The sequence below is a fragment of the Faecalicatena contorta genome, assembly GCF_022835095.1.
Taxonomy (GTDB): Bacteria; Bacillota; Clostridia; order Lachnospirales; family Lachnospiraceae; genus Faecalicatena; species Faecalicatena contorta.
Genome location: NZ_BQNQ01000001.1, coordinates 4713018 through 4729287, shown reverse-complemented (window position 1 = coordinate 4729287; position 16270 = coordinate 4713018). Strand labels below are relative to the sequence as shown.

Here is a 16270-nt window from a genome sequence, read left to right as displayed (position 1 = left end):
TCAGTGTTCTCCTCTGTCCGCTTCCCAAAGCCCGCTTTTTCCTCCTGATTTCCTCAGTAAACGTATCTCGCCTAGTTCCATGCCCTTATCAACTGCCTTACACATGTCATAAATGGTGAGCAGTGCGACGTTTACTCCGGTCAGCGCCTCCATCTCCACGCCGGTCTTACCGACCGTCTTCACAGTGCATATGGCTTCTATTGCACAGCACTGGTCGTGATATGCAAACTGAAGCTCTGCACTTGTCAGATTTAACATATGGCACAGAGGAATCAGTTCGGAGGTTCTTTTAGCGCCCATAATGCCAGCAATCCGGGCTACCCCTAGGACATCTCCCTTTTTAATATCTCCGGTTTTTACAAGTTCGTAGCATTCCCTGGACATCCATATCATCCCGCTTGCAGCTGCTTCACGTTCAGTATCCTGCTTTTGGCTGACATTTACCATAATGGCATTGCCTTGGGTGTCAAAATGTGTAAACTCTTCCATATATTGAGCCTTCTTTCCCGCCTTATTATGCGCTGCCGCCCGTATATCAGCCGTGCGGCTTTTCTTTGTTAAATCATACCTTACTCCATTTAAAATGTCCAGACGGTATTACTGCTATTACGATTCACAGCCCAGGGGTGTGCATAGCAACACCCTTTACAGTTACACTCTAGTGTTAAGAATCTTTTCACACTAATTTTTTTTATCCCGAGAAGTGTCGAAAACAGAAAATGTTTCGTATTTAGTGTTATAATTTTTTAAAAGAAAAGAAATGGTAAATGTTTTGAAGTATGATTGTGCCATAAGGAAAGTAAAGGAGGTGACAAATATGGTACATGTAAGCTCAAAAGAACAAGTTTATGAATATCTTGAGAAACAGACAAAGAAATTTGATATGAAATATGTATCATCCTATACAACGGTAGATATCTGTAATCAACTGCATATGTCGCGGTCTCTGGTTTCCTTATATTTGAATGAAATGGTAAAGGAAGGAACGGTTATCAAAGTGAATTCCAGACCAGTGTATTATCTCAACCGTCTGGTATTGGAACACAAGTATCACATGCAGATTGAAAAAAATGAATATCTAAGTATTTTAGAACTGACAAAAGAAATTGAAAAATTTGTATCAAAGGAAAGTGATTTTGACAAGGCAATTGGCAGCGAGGGGAGCCTAAGTTACTGTATTGCACAAATAAAGTCTGCGCTGCTGTATCCGGGCGGGCTTCCGATTCTTCTGAAAGGGGAAATGGGGAGCGGAAAAACATTTCTGATGAAGTTAATCCAGGAGTACTGCGTAAAACATAAGATTTTAAAAAATCCTCAAAACTTTCAAAGAATCAAATTCAGTTCAGGGGAAGATGCACTTCATTATGAAGAATTACTTTTTGGGAGCGAAGATCCTGAAGGCGGACTTAAAGCAGGACTGCTGGAGAAGCTGGACGGAGGGATTCTGTATTTGGAAAACATCCCAGAGCTGGACGAGCGGGTTCAGGAAAGGCTGGCGGATTATATTACGACAGGGGGGAAGAACAGAGACGGAGAAAAAAAGAGTGCAAAGATGGTTGGTGTCCGGATGATTTTAAGTATGGATATCAAATCGGGCAGACGGATGTCGCCCGGCCTTCTGGTGAATATCCCCGTGGTTTGTGAAGTGCCCTCATGGATAGAAAGGAATGAGGACGAGAGGAAAGAATTTATAGTCCGTGCATTCAGGGAAGAGCAGGACCGCCTGAACCGTATGATTTATATTTCTGAAAAGCTAATTTACAAGCTTGTCAACTACCGGTTTGAAAATAATATTACGGAACTTAAAAAATGTATCAAAATGATCTCGGCAAATGCATATGCACAGTGCAATTCACCTCAGGAACTGAGCATCTATCAGTATCATCTTCCTGCCGGTATGCTGGAAATATTAAGCCCGGATGAGAAAGATTCCGCTATGGTCCGGCTGGATATGATTCAGGCTGACTCTTCGGGGGACAAGATTTTGGAAATGTGGCAGAATCTTGCGGACAATTATAAAGAGACAATAGAAGTGGAGGGTTCTTTTTCAGAATTTTTAGAGCGAAGCAAAAGGACACTGAAACATTATTACGATATTCTGATTTTTCAGGAGTCCTTTCTGGATACCCGGCTGCATCCGCTGGAAAATATTGTGGCAGGTATGATTGCAAATATCAGAGGAACATATCATATCAATTTTCCGGCCAATTGTTCGTATGTGATTGCCAGAATGCTGATTGCCCAGCAGAATCATAATTCAAAGCTCAAGATCTGGGAGAGGGAGAACCAGGAAAGAATTCAGAAGATGTATCAATTTCTGGTAGAAAATATGCCGGATCTTCATTATTTGGCTGATTTGCTTGAAAAGCAGATTTTATCAAATATTAATCTTGTACTTTCTCCGATGAACCGGGTATTTATTATGATTAATATCCACTCGTACAATAATAAATTAAAACTCATGGATACGACAGGGATTGTGCTCTGTCACGGGTATACCACAGCAAGTTCCATCGCCGATGTGGTAAACACAACTCTCCAGGCGCAGCTTTTTGAGGCAATTGATATGCCGATGGAGAGCTCCATTGATGAAGTCATTCAGAAATTATCAGTATTTATTAATGAAAATAAATATTTTAAAAATATTATCCTTATGGTAGATACCGGTTCCCTGGAAGGGCTGGGCGAGATGATAGACAGAACGGTTAATTTAGGAGTCATTAATAATGTGTCTACGATTCTGGCTCTGAATATCGGAAATATGATCCTGGCAGGGGATAATATGCAGGATATTTTGGAGAGAGCCTGCCGGGAAAATCAATGCCACTTTAATATCATTTCCAGAGAAAAAAAGGAGAAGGCGATTGTTTTTACAAGCGAAGTAGGAAAAAATATTGCGGAAAAGTTAACTCGAATGTTTCGCGGAAGCCTGCCGAAGTCTATTCCTTTGGAAATGATAGCATATGATTTTGACAAATTGGAACAAAATGGAAGTAGTGATTTGCTTTTCGAAAAATACGAAGTAGTACTGCTTGTAAAAACTCTAAGCTTAAAAATCGAAGAGGTCAATTCCGTTTCTTTGGAGGAGATCATTAACTTTAAAAAAATCCATATCGTGGATCATGTACTTTCATATTATTTGAATCAGGAGGAAATTGAAAAGTTTGACCAGGCGCTTCTGAAAAACTTTTCGCTGCAATCCGTAATGGAAAATCTGACAATCTTAAATGCCCAGAAATTACTGGATTATGTCAGCGATGCTACCATGCTGCTGCAACACATGCTGAAACGAAAGTTTCTAAGCAAGACAGTTGTAGGGATCAATATGCATATCTGTTTTTTGATTGAACGGCTTGTGACAAAGACACCGATAGAAAAATACAAAGAAATTGAAAGATTCAAAGGAGAACAACAAGAGTTCATCCGGATTGTAAATGAAAGTTTTCGGACACTTCTGGAACAGTATAATGTGAAATTGCCGGACAGTGAAATTGCCTATTTGTTTGAATATATCAAAAATGATGTGGAAGTGGAAGAAAACGAAAATAATTTTTGATAACAACTCTATAAGGCAGGAAAAGGCCGGATTCATGAAGTTCCTGTCCGCAGAGATGTTGAATATAAAAGAAAGGAGCTCACATGCTTAGATTGGTGCTGGCTTCCCATGGCAGACTTGCTGAGGGAATGAAAAACAGTGCACAGTTTATTGCCGGTAAAACGGCAGAGATATATACAATCTGTGCATATTTAGAAGACAAAGTAACTTTAGAGAGTCAGATAGATGAATTATTCGGCAGATTTGCTGATACGGATGAAATCATCGTAGCGACAGATATTTTTGGGGGGAGCGTTAATAATGAATTTCTTGCCCGTATGCGGAAACAAAATTTTTGGCTTGTATCCGGTATGAACCTGCCAATGATTGTACAGCTGACGATGATCAAAGAAACGGATGATATCCAAAGTAAAATAGAAGAGGCCGTGGAAGGAGGAAAGGAAATGACTTGTTTCTGTAATCCAATGGTGGAGGATATGTCTAAAGAAAAGGAGGAATTTTAAAAGGGTGATATACAGGGAACAACTATACGCCATGAATATTCATTACCGGTATTATGATTTGGAGTACTTTTTTGAAAAATGCCAAAAAATGCAGTTTGTGAATGCAGAATTATGGCTGTGCCCCCAACATTTTTACATAAACAGTTTTTGGAGTGAGAGTTCTGATAAACTGAAAAAACTGATGGAAAAGTACGGCGTAAAAATTGCCTGTCTCTGCCCGGAACAGAATAATCCAAAACCAAACAATATCGCAGCAAGATCAGAGCTTTTGATTCGCAATACGGAAATGTATTTTAAAAGGGTCATCAGTCTGGCCGGTGAAATCGGCTGCAAAAAAGTGCTGGTGACGCCTGGGTGGAATTATCATGACGAAAAGGCAGAAACAGCAAGGGACAGGTCTGCAAAAATGCTGCGGCGGCTATGTGATTACGCTGGGGATCAGGGGATAGAACTGGTGCTGGAAAGTATCTGGAATAAGTCTTCGGAAATTGCCAATACAAAGGAGAAGATTCAGATACTGAAGGAAGCGGTACATCGAAACAATTTGAAGCTGACAATTGATCTTGGCGCATTAGGAGATGTGGGAGAATCTGTGCAGGAGTGGTTTGATCTGTTTGGAAAGGATATCATTCATTGTCATTTTACAGATGGTAACCCGACCGGACATATGCCATGGGGACTGGGGCAAAGAGATATGAGGGCGGTTCTGGAGAGCTTTGATAAAAATAAATATAAGGGAGGCTTTTCTATGGAATATGTGGATTCCAGGAGTTTTAGAGAGCCGGAAAAATGGGATGATCAGACACTGAAAAAGTTTGAAGAGTGTACAGAAGGAATGGGAGGTTATGCAAATGATTAAATTATGCAGGGTGGACCATCGTCTGCTGCATGGACAGGTAGCCTATGTCTGGTGCCGTTCGCTGGACGCAGATGCCATATTAATTGTGTCAGACGCAGCCGCTAAGGATGAAATGCGGATGGCAACAATGCGGCTTGCGAAGCCGTCAGGAATAAAGCTTGTAATTAAAAGTGTGGAAGATTCTATTAAAGCAATTAACAGTGGAGTAACAGATAAATATAAACTGCTGGTTGTTGTAGAAAGCGTGCGGGATGCACACAGCCTGGCAAAACAATGTGAGGTCGTGAAATCAGTCAATTTAGGCGGTAGTAAAATCAAAGAAGATTCGAAAAAATTAGATGTTGCCTTTTATGTAACAAACGAAGAATGCACGCTGCTGAGAGAAATGCTGGATGATTCGGTTGAGCTTGAAATCCGGCAGGTGCCGGAAGATAAAAAGAAAATGGTTACAAAAGAAATGTTGAGCTAATAAAGGAGGGAAAGACAAATGTTACAGGCACTTTTGGTTGGTCTTGTAGTATTTATTGGAAAAGCGGATTATTTTGTGGGAACCGCAATGCTTGGCAGGCCTCTGGTACTGGGGGCGCTGGTTGGAATAATCTTGGGAGATGTCAAAACCGGAGTCATGATCGGCTTCCAGCTGGAACTGGTGTTTATGGGAATGTATGCCATTGGGGCTTCCATTCCTCCGGATATGATCGTTGGTTCTGTTCTGGGGACTGCTTTTGCAATTACAACAGGGAATGGAATGGAGACTGCGATTACGATTGCCATGCCGGCAGCAATTTTATCCGCATTTGTTGTCAATCTGTTTTACGGAGTCATTACACCGATTATGGCAAGGGCGGCAGACCGGTTTGCAGAAGAGGGAAAGTATAAGAAAATAGAAGCAATTTTCCTGTCAAATGGTTTCCTCTTTGACCTTACATTTGCAGTGATTGCGTTTGTTGCATTTTTGTTTGGAGGGGATGCTGTACAGGCAGTAGTATCTGCAATTCCGGGCTGGCTGACATCTGGAATTACAATTGCAGCAGGAATTCTCCCTGCACTTGGTTTTGCACAGCTGATCAGCATGATCATGTCCAGAAAGGTTGCGGTATTCTTCCTGTTCGGATTTTTGTTAAGCGCATATCTTGGTGTGTCTACGGTAGGTATTGTATGCTTTTCAGTTGTAATAGTAGGTATTTTATTGATTGCAAAAGATTTTATGCCGGCTCAGAAATCAGCAGTACAAGGAGGTATAGATGATGACAACGAATTCTAGGAAAACATTGACGAAAAAAGAACTGAAAAAGGGGTTCTTTCGAACATTTACCACTTCTCATGCATGGCATTATGAGAGGCAGCAGCACATGGCCTTTGAATATGCCATGATTCCGGTAATCAATAAATTGTATGACAAGGAAGAAGACAGGATTGCGGCATATGAGAGGCATATGGAATTTTATAATTGCCAGACCACAATGCAGCCTTTTATCTTTGGGATCACTGCGGCGATGGAAGAAGAGAATGCGAATAATGAAAATTTTGATACCTCTTCCATCAGTGCGATGAAAGTTTCTCTGATGGGACCGCTGGCAGGTATCGGAGACTCCCTGATCGCCGGGACTCTGCGTATTATTGCAACGGGAATTGCGGCGGGGCTATGTATGAGCGGGAGTATTCTGGGACCGATTTTGTTCCTGCTTATCTATAATATTCCGACAATTGCATTGCGTTATTTTGGGATAAAGTTTGGGTATGGGCTTGGAAATAAGATTATCAGCAAATTGTCAGAATCCGATTTAATGAATAAGCTGACCCTGTCAATGTCCATTGTAGGGTTGATGGTGATTGGGGCTATGGTAGCTTCCACAGTGGCGGTGACAACACCCATTGCATTTAATATCAGCGATACAAATTTTTCGCTGCAGGAGACCTTGGACAGTATTTTCCCGAGTTTGCTCCCGCTTGCCGTCACACTTGGCTTATACAAGCTGAATAGAAAACATGTGAATGTTTTAGTCCAGGTGATTGGGATTATGATATTGGCAGTTATATTAGGCGCTCTAAAAATCTTAGGATAACATAATAGTGAAGGGAGACAAGACATGGAATATTGTTTAGATACGGGTGATTTGGAAATGGTGAAAAAGGTGGTGGATTTATACCCGGTCCGGTGCTTCAGTATGAACCCGAGTATTGCTGTCCGCTGCCTGAAAGGGACGGGGAGAACATTTCTGGAAAATGCCAGAATGATACGCGAAGTCATCGGAGAGGAATATCCCTTTTATCTGGAAGCTATGGGGGATACGGCTGAGGAAATGATAGAGGATGCGCATAGAATCCGGGAAGAAATCAAGGGAAATACGTTCATAAAGATACCGGCATGCCCACAGGGGTATAAGGCGATCCGATTGTTAAAAGAAGAGGGGATCTTATGTTCCTGTACTGCTATTTATGATTTTAACCAGGCAATGCTGGCAGCAGAAGCGGGCGCTTACTGTGTCGCAGTATATGTCAGCCGTATTGATAATGCCGGAGGCGATGGAATCGGGGTCGTGAAAAAGATTAAAGATGCCTTCGTGCTGGAAGGCATGGACTGCAAGGTGTCGGCCGCCTCTCTAAAAAGTGCAGTTTATTTGGAAAAAGCAGCTTTGGCAGGTGCAGATAATGTTACGGTTACTCTGGAAATGCTGGACACAATGGCGGTTCATCCTATGACACAAAAGACGCTTGATACATTTAAAGAAGATTGGGAAGGGTTATTTGGAAAAGGAATCCGGGTAGCAAATATGGAGAAATAGGACGCAGCCGGTAGAAATGGCAGGATGAAAAAAGAATGAGAAGAAATACAAATTACCGGGCATGGGGGTCCGTAGGACATTACATACAGGGGCCCGGCCTTTTAGAAGAGATTGAAAGTTATGCGAGTGAATTTGGACAAGCACACTTTTATATTATTGATGTATTTTTTTATGATGAGTGGAAAGAAAAACTGAAAGCTTTGTACCGGAACAGTAAAAGTACGTTCAGCTGCGGGGCGTATGAAGGAGAGATTACACACCGCAAAATTGCAGAGTTCCAGAAACAGGCAGTGGGAACTGAAATTGATACAGTGATTGCAATCGGAGGCGGTAAATCCATCGATGCTGCAAAGGTGACCGCGGCCCGGATGGACTGTGCGCTTCTGATCTGCCCGACAATTGCATCCACAGATGCGCCAACCAGTGCGATGTCGATTCTTTACAGTGAAGACGGTAAAATGAATGAGATAATGCTTCATAAAAGGAATCCAGATCTGGTGCTTGCAGACAGCAGGATAATTGCACAGGCTCCGGCAAGGTTCCTGACTGCGGGAATGGGCGATGCGCTGTCAACCTATTTTGAAGGTTTGTCAAATATACAGAGCGGACATGAAAATTATGTATGGTGTGATAAAAAGCCGTTTGTTTCAACAGTAAGCGGCCGGGCCATTGCAAAATGCTGCTATGAAACACTGATTCAGGATGGATATGCGGCTAAACTGGCATGTGAAAGACATTTGTGCGTTCCCGCCTTGGAAAATATCATCGAATGTAATATTCTAATGAGCGGGCTGGGATTTGAGAATGTAGGATGTTCGATTGCCCACGCGATAGGAAATGCCATCACCGTGCTTCCGGAGGGAGAAAACCTGATGCATGGAGAACGTGTAGGATTCGGTGTAATATGCCAGTTGGCTGCCGAGCATTATGACACTAAAACGCTGGAAGAAGTTCTTAACTTTTGCATTATGATTGGAATACCAGTCTGCTTTGAGGATATGTCAATTGAACTTACGGAAGAAAATTTACAGCAGATTGCAGAAGAGTCTCTGGAAGCAGACTCATGGCAGGCATGCAGCAGGACATGCCAAAAAGAGGATATTGTTCAAATAATGAAGATTGCGGATGCATTTGGGTGCGATTATAAAAAGAAGCACGCCGTAAAATGAAATTGAAGAGAGCAATAAGCAGCAGGTCTGCCTGGCATGCAGTATTTTAAAAACTCACTGCGGTTAACGATTCCGGTATTCATAAGGCGTACAGCCCATATGTCTCCGGAAGACTTTCCCAAAATAACTGCTGGAAGCAAAGCCACATCTGAGCGCAATATCTGTTATATTGTCTGAGGTATTGCGCAGCAGGCCGCATGCTGTTTGAACTCTGTATTCTCCCAAGTAAACAAACGGGGATGTATGGAGGCCTTCTTGAAAACAGCGCAGTGCCTCACGCTCACTAATGTTCGCCGCATTAGCGATGTCTTTTAATGTAAGATCGTGCATGTAATGCTCCTGTATATACAGGAGCATTTTTTTCAGCCGGTTTTCCCGGAGTGAGGAGGATGCAGGAACCGGATCGGGCGGTATATTACTAATCTCCGCTATGTGCAGCCAGATGTCGGACATGAGATTTCTGGATTTCATATCATATCCAAAGGGCCTGATCTGATTCAACTCGGATAGCTCGAGCAGCTGTTCCAGAATCTTTTTCCGGGCAGGATCAGACTGGGACAACAAAAGGGAAGATGCGGCATTCGCCTGGAGCAGAGGGCTAACATACTTTTTATCGAGATAACTTCCTTCTTCTGCAAGAAAATTTTTGCGAAACATAAATACTTTATAAAAGATTTCTGAATCGGGTTCAGAGGAAAGAACCTGGTGCAATACGTTGCTGTTTGTGAAAAGGCCGTTTTTTTCTTCGATCCGCAGACTCACCTGCGGAGTATGATAAGTCACGGCTCCCTTTTGGACATAAATCAACTCCAGTTCCTCGTGCCAGTGCCACGGAGCGATCATGGATTTTCCGCGCTGCGGATAGACATGTCTGATAATAAAAGGGTATTCTGGCCTCATTTCAAATATCTTTTCTTGTTTATTCGAAGCGAACATTAAGTCTTCAGGAAACATCCGGTTTCTCCTTATGGTTTAATCCCGGCAGCCGCTTTACAGTGACGGGTTTAAGAGTGCATCTTTCATTATGGCGATATTTTACCATAAAACAGTCGTTAAGGAAATATATTTTACGCGTTATGTGCGGTAAAATTATAATAGAAGCAGAGCAAAGCCGGACCTGAATGTGAGAGGAGGTACTGATATGCAGAATACAATATTTGAAATGCTGAGGTATATTGAGCAGAACAGCGGAAATGAGTTTTGCGAACAGCTGCCTCAACTGACGGAAGAAGAGGCTGTGAGAATATATGAGGAAGATTTTAAACAGAGAATTTTCCTTCCGAAGAAGGCTTAGAAGAGGTTAATTGTGGAAGAATACAGGGACGATTAAGAGAAAAAGTAAATTTTGGACAGGAATATTTCCAGGGCCTTACAGCGTTTTTTATGAACTACGTGGTGTAAGGCCTTTTTTGCTTTAATTACATACGGCAGAGCACCCAGGCATCGGACAATTTCATCAAAAATGTTTGTTATCACAATCTTCCCGAACATTCCTTCTGAAAATGGAGGAATCCCTACAAAAACGGGGTTTCTGAGGCTGGCAATTCAAAAAATCCATTGCTATAATATACCCATAAACAACAGAAATCTGGCGCGCAAAAGATTTCCCAAAAAACTTTCAGGAGGTATTTAATATGAGTTTTGAATTCAGAAAAGAATATATAAAAGACTATGTTGCTCCTTACGGGCAGGAAATCATGCATGGCAAGATTGCTCTGGAAGAACACTACGAGTCCCCTCAGTGGGAAGCTACAGGCGATCCGCAAAATGAGACCGCCAGAAATAAAGAGGATTATTTCGAAGCCGTTAAGGCACGATTACACTCTGCAGATATCCGTATTGCGGATATGGACCGTAACGGAGTTGAAATGTTTATCATGTCCCTGACACAGCCAGGTATCCAGGAAGTCCTGGATACAAAAGAAGCGGTAAAACGCGCACATGAGATGAATATCTGGATTTATGAAAATTACATACAGAAATATCCCAAACGTTTTAACGCTTTTGCAGCAGTAGCAATGCAGGATCCCGAAGCTGCCTGCAAAGAGCTGGAATTCTGTGTTAAAGAACTGGGATTCGTGGGGGCACTGATTAACGGCTATACTATGAAGAATGACAAGAATAACGTAGAATATCTGGATGAAAAACAGAATTTTGTTTTCTGGAAGAAACTTGTGGAACTGGATGTTCCGCTCTATCTGCATCCCCGTGATCCGGTACCGAACCAGCAGCGGGCATACCAGGGCTATGAGGGACTGTTAGGCTCAGCATGGGGATTCGGCGCCGAGACGGCCCTCCACGCGATCCGCCTGTTATGCAGCGGTATCTTTGATGAGCTTCCGACGGCAAAACTGATTCTGGGACATCTGGGTGAGGGACTTCCATTCGGGCTTCCGCGTCTCCAGCACCGCCTGAATAATCAGAAAGCCTGCGGCGCCCATAAAAAGCCGTTAACCGAATACATGGAAAAGAACGTATATATGACAACAAGCGGCCATTTCCACACACGAGCATTTATTGATACCCTGATGGAATGCGACAACACGCATGTTATGTTCTCCTCAGATACTCCGTATGAGAGTCTTGATGAGGCTGCCACCTGGTTTGACAACGTACCGCTCAGCTATGCAGACAGGATTCGGATTGGAAGGACAAATGCCGCTGAACTTCTTAAATTAGATATCTGATCGTTGTGCCGTCCGCCTGTAATCAGTTATCCGGCAGAAAAAGCCGGCTAACTGAGGCACAGGGTGGATGTGTAAAATTCAAGATAGGAGGGATATCTTGAAGATCTTAAAAACGGTGGAAAAGTTTCCTGGGGGACTCATGGTCGGTCCCCTGCTGATCGCAGCGGTCATACATACATGGGCCCCGGGAATCGTTGAAATCGGGGGGCCAACCACGGCGCTTTTCTCATCAGCCGGGACCATGTGTCTTGCCGGGCTGCTGCTCTTTATCATAGGGAGCCAGCTTCCCGTCCGGCAGGTCGGAGCGGTTTTAAAGCGCCATGGCACTCTGCTGGTTATAAAGCTGGCGGCTGCGTTTGCCGTGGGCATGCTGCTGATGCACAACTTTGGGGCTAAAGGATTTTTTGGCATATCAACCATGGCCTTTGTATCCGTGCTTTCCAGTAATAATCCCGGAGTATTTCTTGCACTCACGAAAATTTATGGAGATGAAATTGATCATGCGGCCTTCGGACTCTGGAATGTGGCCTGTATGCCCACCATTCCCCTGCTGATTCTGGGAGCAGCCAGCGGTGCAGCCTTTGATTATATGGCGCTCATAGCACTTCTTGTACCGTTTCTCCTGGGAATTCTGCTTGGGAATTTAGATGCAGATATCCGAAAACTTATGGCGCCCGGATCCATGATTATGCTTCCATTTTTAGGCTTCTGCTTTGGAATATCTGTAGACCTTGTAACCGCATTCCGGTCGGGCCTGCAGGGGCTGGTTCTGACTCTTATATTTTACATCATAAGCGTAATTCCGTCATTTTTCACAGACCGGTGGATTTTACGCCGTCCGGGGTATGGTTCTATAGCAACCTGCTGCGTAGCAGGGCTTGCAATCGGTGCTCCTGCGCAGATCGCTCAGGCAGTTCCCGAACATGCGCCTTATCTGCAGACGGCAACCGCGCAGATTGCGCTGGTTATGATACTTACTACGGTTATTACACCCTTCTTGACCAGATTTGCCGCCGGCAGATTTGGCACTGCCTCATCCGGTGCAAAATCCCACCGTGCGGTAAAGAACGCACCCTCAATTTCCTAAGCGCGCGTCACTGTTTACGGGTGAGACTGTAAACAGTGACAAACGCGCCCCATTTACAAACGGCTTGACTGGATTTATAATATATATAAATCAATCTGCCAAGGAGGGGTATCAATGAAAGAGTGTGGAGACCGCAGAAAAAGACGCAGCCGCCAGTATCTGGTTGAGGCTCTAATTCATCTGATGAACCAGAAAACAATAGATGAGATTACCGTCCATGACCTGGTAGAAGAGGCACAGGTTGCCAGAAGTACATTTTATTCGCAATTTGAAGATAAACAGGATTTTTTAGACACGATAGTGGAGGAGATGTTTTATCAGCTACGGAAAGAAACAAAGCCGGATTCCTATGCCAGGGAGTCCGGCTTAAATTCCCAAAAAAGCTGTAAATACTATGTAAAGCACTTTGAATATATTGCAAAAAACGCAGACTTTTTTAGGGTAATGCTTGGAAGTAACGGTCTTTCTTCCTTCCGCCAGAAGATGGAGGAAAGCGCCCGGATTACCTATACTGAGATCCTGAGCAGGTTCAGCGACGATAGTCTGTCCATTCCTAAAGAATACCTTATCCAGTACATTATTTCAGCCCATATCGGAATCACAGGCAAATGGCTGGAAGACGGTATGAAGTACAGCCCCTCTTATCTTGCAGAGCTGTTGACACATCTTACATTTCAAGGAGTGTTCCATGGACTGGAACTGGATAAGATTATCGAACTTCCTAAATGAGATTAATGGGGCGCAAGCCCCATTTTTCCTTCCCGGAAAATACGCGCATCCATCCATTTTAAGTCCTTGCTGACGGCACATTGGAATTCCATGTGGTCAAGCACATCCTTTTGTAAGTCTATTCCGGGAGCGATTTCAGTAAGTATAATTCCGTCTGCTGTCATCTCAAACACGGCACGCTCCGTGATATAGAGAATCTCCTGCCCTGATCTGCGCGCCCGCCCACTGCTGAAAGTGACCTGCACTAGTTCATTTACAAATTTGTTAATCTCGCCTTCCCTGACTATAACAAGCTTTCCGTCTACTGCCTTTACCTCCAGATTTTTTGCTGTAAAGGTACCGCAGAACACCACTTTTTTCGCGTTCTGGCTGATATCGATAAAGCCGCCGCAGCCCGCAATTCTGGAACCAAATCTACTGACATTAATATTTCCCAGTCTGTCACATTGGGCCAGCCCCAAAAACGCTTCATCCAGCCCGCCGCCGTCATAGAAATCAAACATAGAGGCCTGATCCATTATACATTCCGGGGCCGCCGCAGCGCCGAAGTCCATGCCGGATAAGACCATGCCGCCGGTCACCCCGCCCTCAATTGTGAAAGTCACAGTCTCTCCAATCCTTTCTTCATAAGCGACCGCGGCTACAATCTCCGACAGGCCGATGCCCAGGTTCACAATGGTTCCATCCGTCAGCTCCAGGACGCACCGCCGTCCGATCAGTTTGCGGATGTCCATTTTAAGCGGCTTGGATCTCCTGGACAGCGCAGAAGTTTCTGATAAAGCCGGATCAAACTGTGTCCCAAAGGTCTGCATATGGTATTTCCTGTCAGATACCGGAACCACTACATCGACCAATGCGCCGGGAATTCTCACATAACGGGGATCCAGTGTCCCTGCTTTGACTACATTTTCCACTTGGACGATAACCATTCCGCTGCAGTTTTTCACCGCTTCTGCAATTGCAAGAACACCCAGATTAGTACATTCTTTTTCCATAGAAATATTTCCGCGCTCATCTGCAAAGGTTCCCCGGATAAAGGCGTAGTCCAGGGGAAGCTGGTCATAGTTTAAGTATTCGTTTCCGTTAATTTCTATCAGGCTCACCATTTCTTTTGTGGTGACTGTATTCAGTTTTCCTCCGTCCAGCCTTGGATCCACAAAGGTATCAAGACCTACATGAGAAATGGTGGGCCTGCCCGCTGCAATATCCCTGTACATTTGGGATATGACGCCCTGGGGCAGGTTATAGGCCTCCATCTTATTTTCCAGAGCCAGTTTCTGCAATCTGCCCGACAGGTTCCAGTGACCGCCGATGGTTCTGGAGAGCAGCCCTTCTTCCCCTAGATGATTGAGCCCCCGCTCATCGCCGTCTCCCTGACCTGCGGCATAAATCAGAGTCAGATCCCGTGGGCTTCCCGTTTCTCTGTAACGATTCTGCAGTTCCAGAAGCAGCTCTTCCGCAAGGGCAGCGCCTACAAACCCTTCCGTACATAATGTCCGATTAGACTCCACCAGCTTTACAGCCTCTTTTGCAGTCATGATTCTTATACTCATCTCTTATCCCCGCATTCCATTTACCGGTTGAATCTATAAATAACCTGAGGCGTTATCCAGTTCCAGCGTTTTTTGAGCATTAGACTTAATTTTTTCTATGAGCGGCTTCAGCCGTTTCAGGCTTTTTTTGTTATACCAGATGAAAATATCCCGCTCTGTATATCTGCCGGTTACTTTAATACTCTTTCTTTTTGAAAAATAATCCTTGCCTCTTTCGGTTCCGATTCCAAAAGAACTTATAAAAACAGGCCAGGGAAGTTTATCCCTTTCTGCAAAATATGTCATATTGTCCAGTGCAATTTCATTCACAAAGTCACAGCGGTTATCGCGCTTTATCTCATCTATCCAGGCTGCAAATCCCAGCGGATTCACATGTCCTAGCATCGACAGTCCGTTCAGATCCTTTACATTTACCTCGTTTAATCTTACCAGCGGATCATCTTTCAATACGGAAAGAATTAGGTGCTGGTGATAAAGCAGTTCTTTTTCTGAATACTTATGTGCGGCATTTTTTAAGTACCTGTCATCTGCGATTATAATATCTGCAACACCGGACGAAGCAATTCTGACGAGATCCTGGTTGGAGACAAGCAGACAGTTCAGACGGAAACCTTCCATGGTAAAACATTCTTCGGTCAGCAGGTTTCCCGCCACACCGCCTATGCGGTACAGGTTCACCGATTGGGAATCCTCGTGTACACTAAAGTATTCCTCCGCACGCTCAATGGCGTCTGTGACGATCTGGGCATAGTTTAGCAGAACCTTGCCATTCTCTGTTAATCTGAGATTCCGGCCCTCTCGTATGAACAGCGGTCTTGCAACCTCTTCCTCCAGCTTCCTTAAGGATGTGCTTAAGGCTGGCTGTGTGATGTAGAGCACTTCAGCCGCTTTGGTGATGTTGCCGCATTCCGCAATCGTCTTAAAATGGTACAATTGGTTGCTGTTCATTCTATTTCCCCCTCGTCCTTTGTATCTGGTGATTTTGTTCCCTGCGAATTAAATATCGTACATGGTGTGTGTTTCTTAAGAACTTAGAATCGTATACTGCTGCTATTTCTTACGAATTTAGGATAGCATACCAGAACTGTTTTTTCCAGAGTGATCATTGCGGTGCAGATGGGGAACGTTCCCAGATCAGTGTTCAGGGGACGGCCCGGCAGCAGCGGTCAGAATAGGAGATTCCCAGCAATTCCTCATAGACTGGCGCTTTGCGGGCAGAACTGCAGATACGCTGAAAAGGTATAAATTTTAGTTATGCTTCCATAAAATTTATGAACTATTGATTTTGGTTATGAAACGATAAAATATGTAAAGTGTTCATTTGTCTGTGTGGATGATACT

At 43.9% G+C, this 16270-nt stretch carries 16 protein-coding genes; 12 read left to right on the top strand and 4 right to left on the bottom strand.

Features of this window, described 5'->3' with window-relative positions; genetic code table 11:
• Positions 1-489, bottom strand: a complete 489-nt coding sequence (gene moaC / locus MWG26_RS21155) for a cyclic pyranopterin monophosphate synthase MoaC (RefSeq protein WP_117440575.1) — start codon at positions 487-489, stop codon at positions 1-3.
• A gap of 328 nt (positions 490-817) precedes the next feature.
• On the opposite strand from moaC, the gene MWG26_RS21150 reads away from it, so the two are divergent.
• The 8 genes from MWG26_RS21150 (at position 818) to MWG26_RS21115 (ending at position 8873) form a co-directional block, all read left to right on the top strand.
• Positions 818-3556, top strand: coding sequence for a sigma 54-interacting transcriptional regulator (locus tag MWG26_RS21150; protein ID WP_025653615.1), 2739 nt, complete (start codon positions 818-820; stop codon positions 3554-3556).
• Positions 3557-3639: 83 nt separating this feature from the next.
• Entirely contained in the window at positions 3640-4059 is a 420-nt protein-coding gene (locus tag MWG26_RS21145) for a PTS sugar transporter subunit IIA (protein WP_025653614.1), read from the top strand.
• Positions 4060-4063: 4 nt separating this feature from the next.
• Positions 4064-4918 (top strand): sugar phosphate isomerase/epimerase family protein, encoded by an 855-nt coding sequence (locus MWG26_RS21140; RefSeq protein ID WP_025653613.1) that lies wholly within the window; start codon positions 4064-4066, stop codon positions 4916-4918.
• A complete protein-coding gene (locus MWG26_RS21135) occupies positions 4911-5387 on the top strand; it encodes a PTS sugar transporter subunit IIB (RefSeq protein ID WP_025653612.1) in 477 nt (158 codons plus the stop codon). The genes MWG26_RS21140 and MWG26_RS21135 overlap by 8 nt, the downstream gene beginning before the upstream one ends.
• Positions 5388-5405: 18 nt before the next feature.
• Positions 5406-6182 (top strand): PTS mannose/fructose/sorbose/N-acetylgalactosamine transporter subunit IIC, encoded by a 777-nt coding sequence (locus MWG26_RS21130; protein ID WP_025653611.1) that lies wholly within the window; start codon positions 5406-5408, stop codon positions 6180-6182.
• The gene (locus tag MWG26_RS21125; protein WP_081732957.1) at positions 6163-6984 is read left to right on the top strand and encodes a PTS system mannose/fructose/sorbose family transporter subunit IID; all 822 of its coding nucleotides are present in this window, start codon (positions 6163-6165) and stop codon (positions 6982-6984) included. The genes MWG26_RS21130 and MWG26_RS21125 overlap by 20 nt, the downstream gene beginning before the upstream one ends.
• Before the next feature lie 24 nt (positions 6985-7008).
• Positions 7009-7704, top strand: coding sequence for a transaldolase family protein (locus MWG26_RS21120; protein ID WP_025653609.1), 696 nt, complete (start codon positions 7009-7011; stop codon positions 7702-7704).
• A gap of 35 nt (positions 7705-7739) precedes the next feature.
• Positions 7740-8873 carry a glycerol dehydrogenase gene (locus tag MWG26_RS21115; protein ID WP_025653608.1) on the top strand — a complete coding sequence of 378 codons (1134 nt, stop codon included), beginning with the start codon at positions 7740-7742 and terminating at the stop codon, positions 8871-8873.
• 63 nt (positions 8874-8936) lie between these two features.
• Here the strand turns inward: MWG26_RS21115 and MWG26_RS21110 are convergent, their stop codons facing one another.
• The gene (locus MWG26_RS21110) at positions 8937-9827 is read right to left on the bottom strand and encodes an AraC family transcriptional regulator (RefSeq protein ID WP_025653607.1); all 891 of its coding nucleotides are present in this window, start codon (positions 9825-9827) and stop codon (positions 8937-8939) included.
• A gap of 187 nt (positions 9828-10014) precedes the next feature.
• On the opposite strand from MWG26_RS21110, the gene MWG26_RS21105 reads away from it, so the two are divergent.
• From MWG26_RS21105 to MWG26_RS21090, 4 genes are all read left to right on the top strand, one after another.
• Positions 10015-10167 (top strand): hypothetical protein, encoded by a 153-nt coding sequence (locus MWG26_RS21105; protein WP_153920760.1) that lies wholly within the window; start codon positions 10015-10017, stop codon positions 10165-10167.
• A gap of 340 nt (positions 10168-10507) precedes the next feature.
• Positions 10508-11560, top strand: a complete 1053-nt coding sequence (locus MWG26_RS21100; RefSeq protein WP_240285560.1) for an amidohydrolase family protein — start codon at positions 10508-10510, stop codon at positions 11558-11560.
• A 97-nt stretch (positions 11561-11657) separates the two neighbouring features.
• A complete protein-coding gene (locus MWG26_RS21095) occupies positions 11658-12647 on the top strand; it encodes a 2-keto-3-deoxygluconate permease (RefSeq protein WP_025653605.1) in 990 nt (329 codons plus the stop codon).
• Positions 12648-12761: 114 nt separating this feature from the next.
• The gene (locus MWG26_RS21090) at positions 12762-13376 is read left to right on the top strand and encodes a TetR/AcrR family transcriptional regulator (protein WP_025653604.1); all 615 of its coding nucleotides are present in this window, start codon (positions 12762-12764) and stop codon (positions 13374-13376) included.
• Positions 13377-13378: 2 nt separating this feature from the next.
• Here MWG26_RS21090 and MWG26_RS21085 read toward each other — a convergent pair whose 3' ends face one another.
• Positions 13379-14929, bottom strand: a complete 1551-nt coding sequence (locus tag MWG26_RS21085; protein WP_025653603.1) for an acyl CoA:acetate/3-ketoacid CoA transferase — start codon at positions 14927-14929, stop codon at positions 13379-13381.
• A 33-nt stretch (positions 14930-14962) separates the two neighbouring features.
• Positions 14963-15877 carry a LysR family transcriptional regulator gene (locus MWG26_RS21080; protein ID WP_025653602.1) on the bottom strand — a complete coding sequence of 305 codons (915 nt, stop codon included), beginning with the start codon at positions 15875-15877 and terminating at the stop codon, positions 14963-14965.
• Positions 15878-16270: the final 393 nt, after the last annotated feature.

Coding starts and splice junctions, on each gene's coding strand:
- MWG26_RS21120 (WP_025653609.1), top strand. CDS start 7,009: ATGGAATATTGTTTAGATACGGGTGATTTGGAAATGGTGAAAAAGGTG.
- MWG26_RS21115 (WP_025653608.1), top strand. CDS start 7,740: ATGAGAAGAAATACAAATTACCGGGCATGGGGGTCCGTAGGACATTAC.
- MWG26_RS21145 (WP_025653614.1), top strand. CDS start 3,640: ATGCTTAGATTGGTGCTGGCTTCCCATGGCAGACTTGCTGAGGGAATG.
- MWG26_RS21150 (WP_025653615.1), top strand. CDS start 818: ATGGTACATGTAAGCTCAAAAGAACAAGTTTATGAATATCTTGAGAAA.
- moaC (WP_117440575.1), bottom strand. CDS start 489: ATGGAAGAGTTTACACATTTTGACACCCAAGGCAATGCCATTATGGTA.
- MWG26_RS21130 (WP_025653611.1), top strand. CDS start 5,406: ATGTTACAGGCACTTTTGGTTGGTCTTGTAGTATTTATTGGAAAAGCG.
- MWG26_RS21090 (WP_025653604.1), top strand. CDS start 12,762: ATGAAAGAGTGTGGAGACCGCAGAAAAAGACGCAGCCGCCAGTATCTG.
- MWG26_RS21080 (WP_025653602.1), bottom strand. CDS start 15,877: ATGAACAGCAACCAATTGTACCATTTTAAGACGATTGCGGAATGCGGC.
- MWG26_RS21085 (WP_025653603.1), bottom strand. CDS start 14,929: ATGAGTATAAGAATCATGACTGCAAAAGAGGCTGTAAAGCTGGTGGAG.
- MWG26_RS21110 (WP_025653607.1), bottom strand. CDS start 9,827: ATGTTTCCTGAAGACTTAATGTTCGCTTCGAATAAACAAGAAAAGATA.
- MWG26_RS21105 (WP_153920760.1), top strand. CDS start 10,015: ATGCAGAATACAATATTTGAAATGCTGAGGTATATTGAGCAGAACAGC.
- MWG26_RS21135 (WP_025653612.1), top strand. CDS start 4,911: ATGATTAAATTATGCAGGGTGGACCATCGTCTGCTGCATGGACAGGTA.
- MWG26_RS21125 (WP_081732957.1), top strand. CDS start 6,163: ATGATGACAACGAATTCTAGGAAAACATTGACGAAAAAAGAACTGAAA.
- MWG26_RS21100 (WP_240285560.1), top strand. CDS start 10,508: ATGAGTTTTGAATTCAGAAAAGAATATATAAAAGACTATGTTGCTCCT.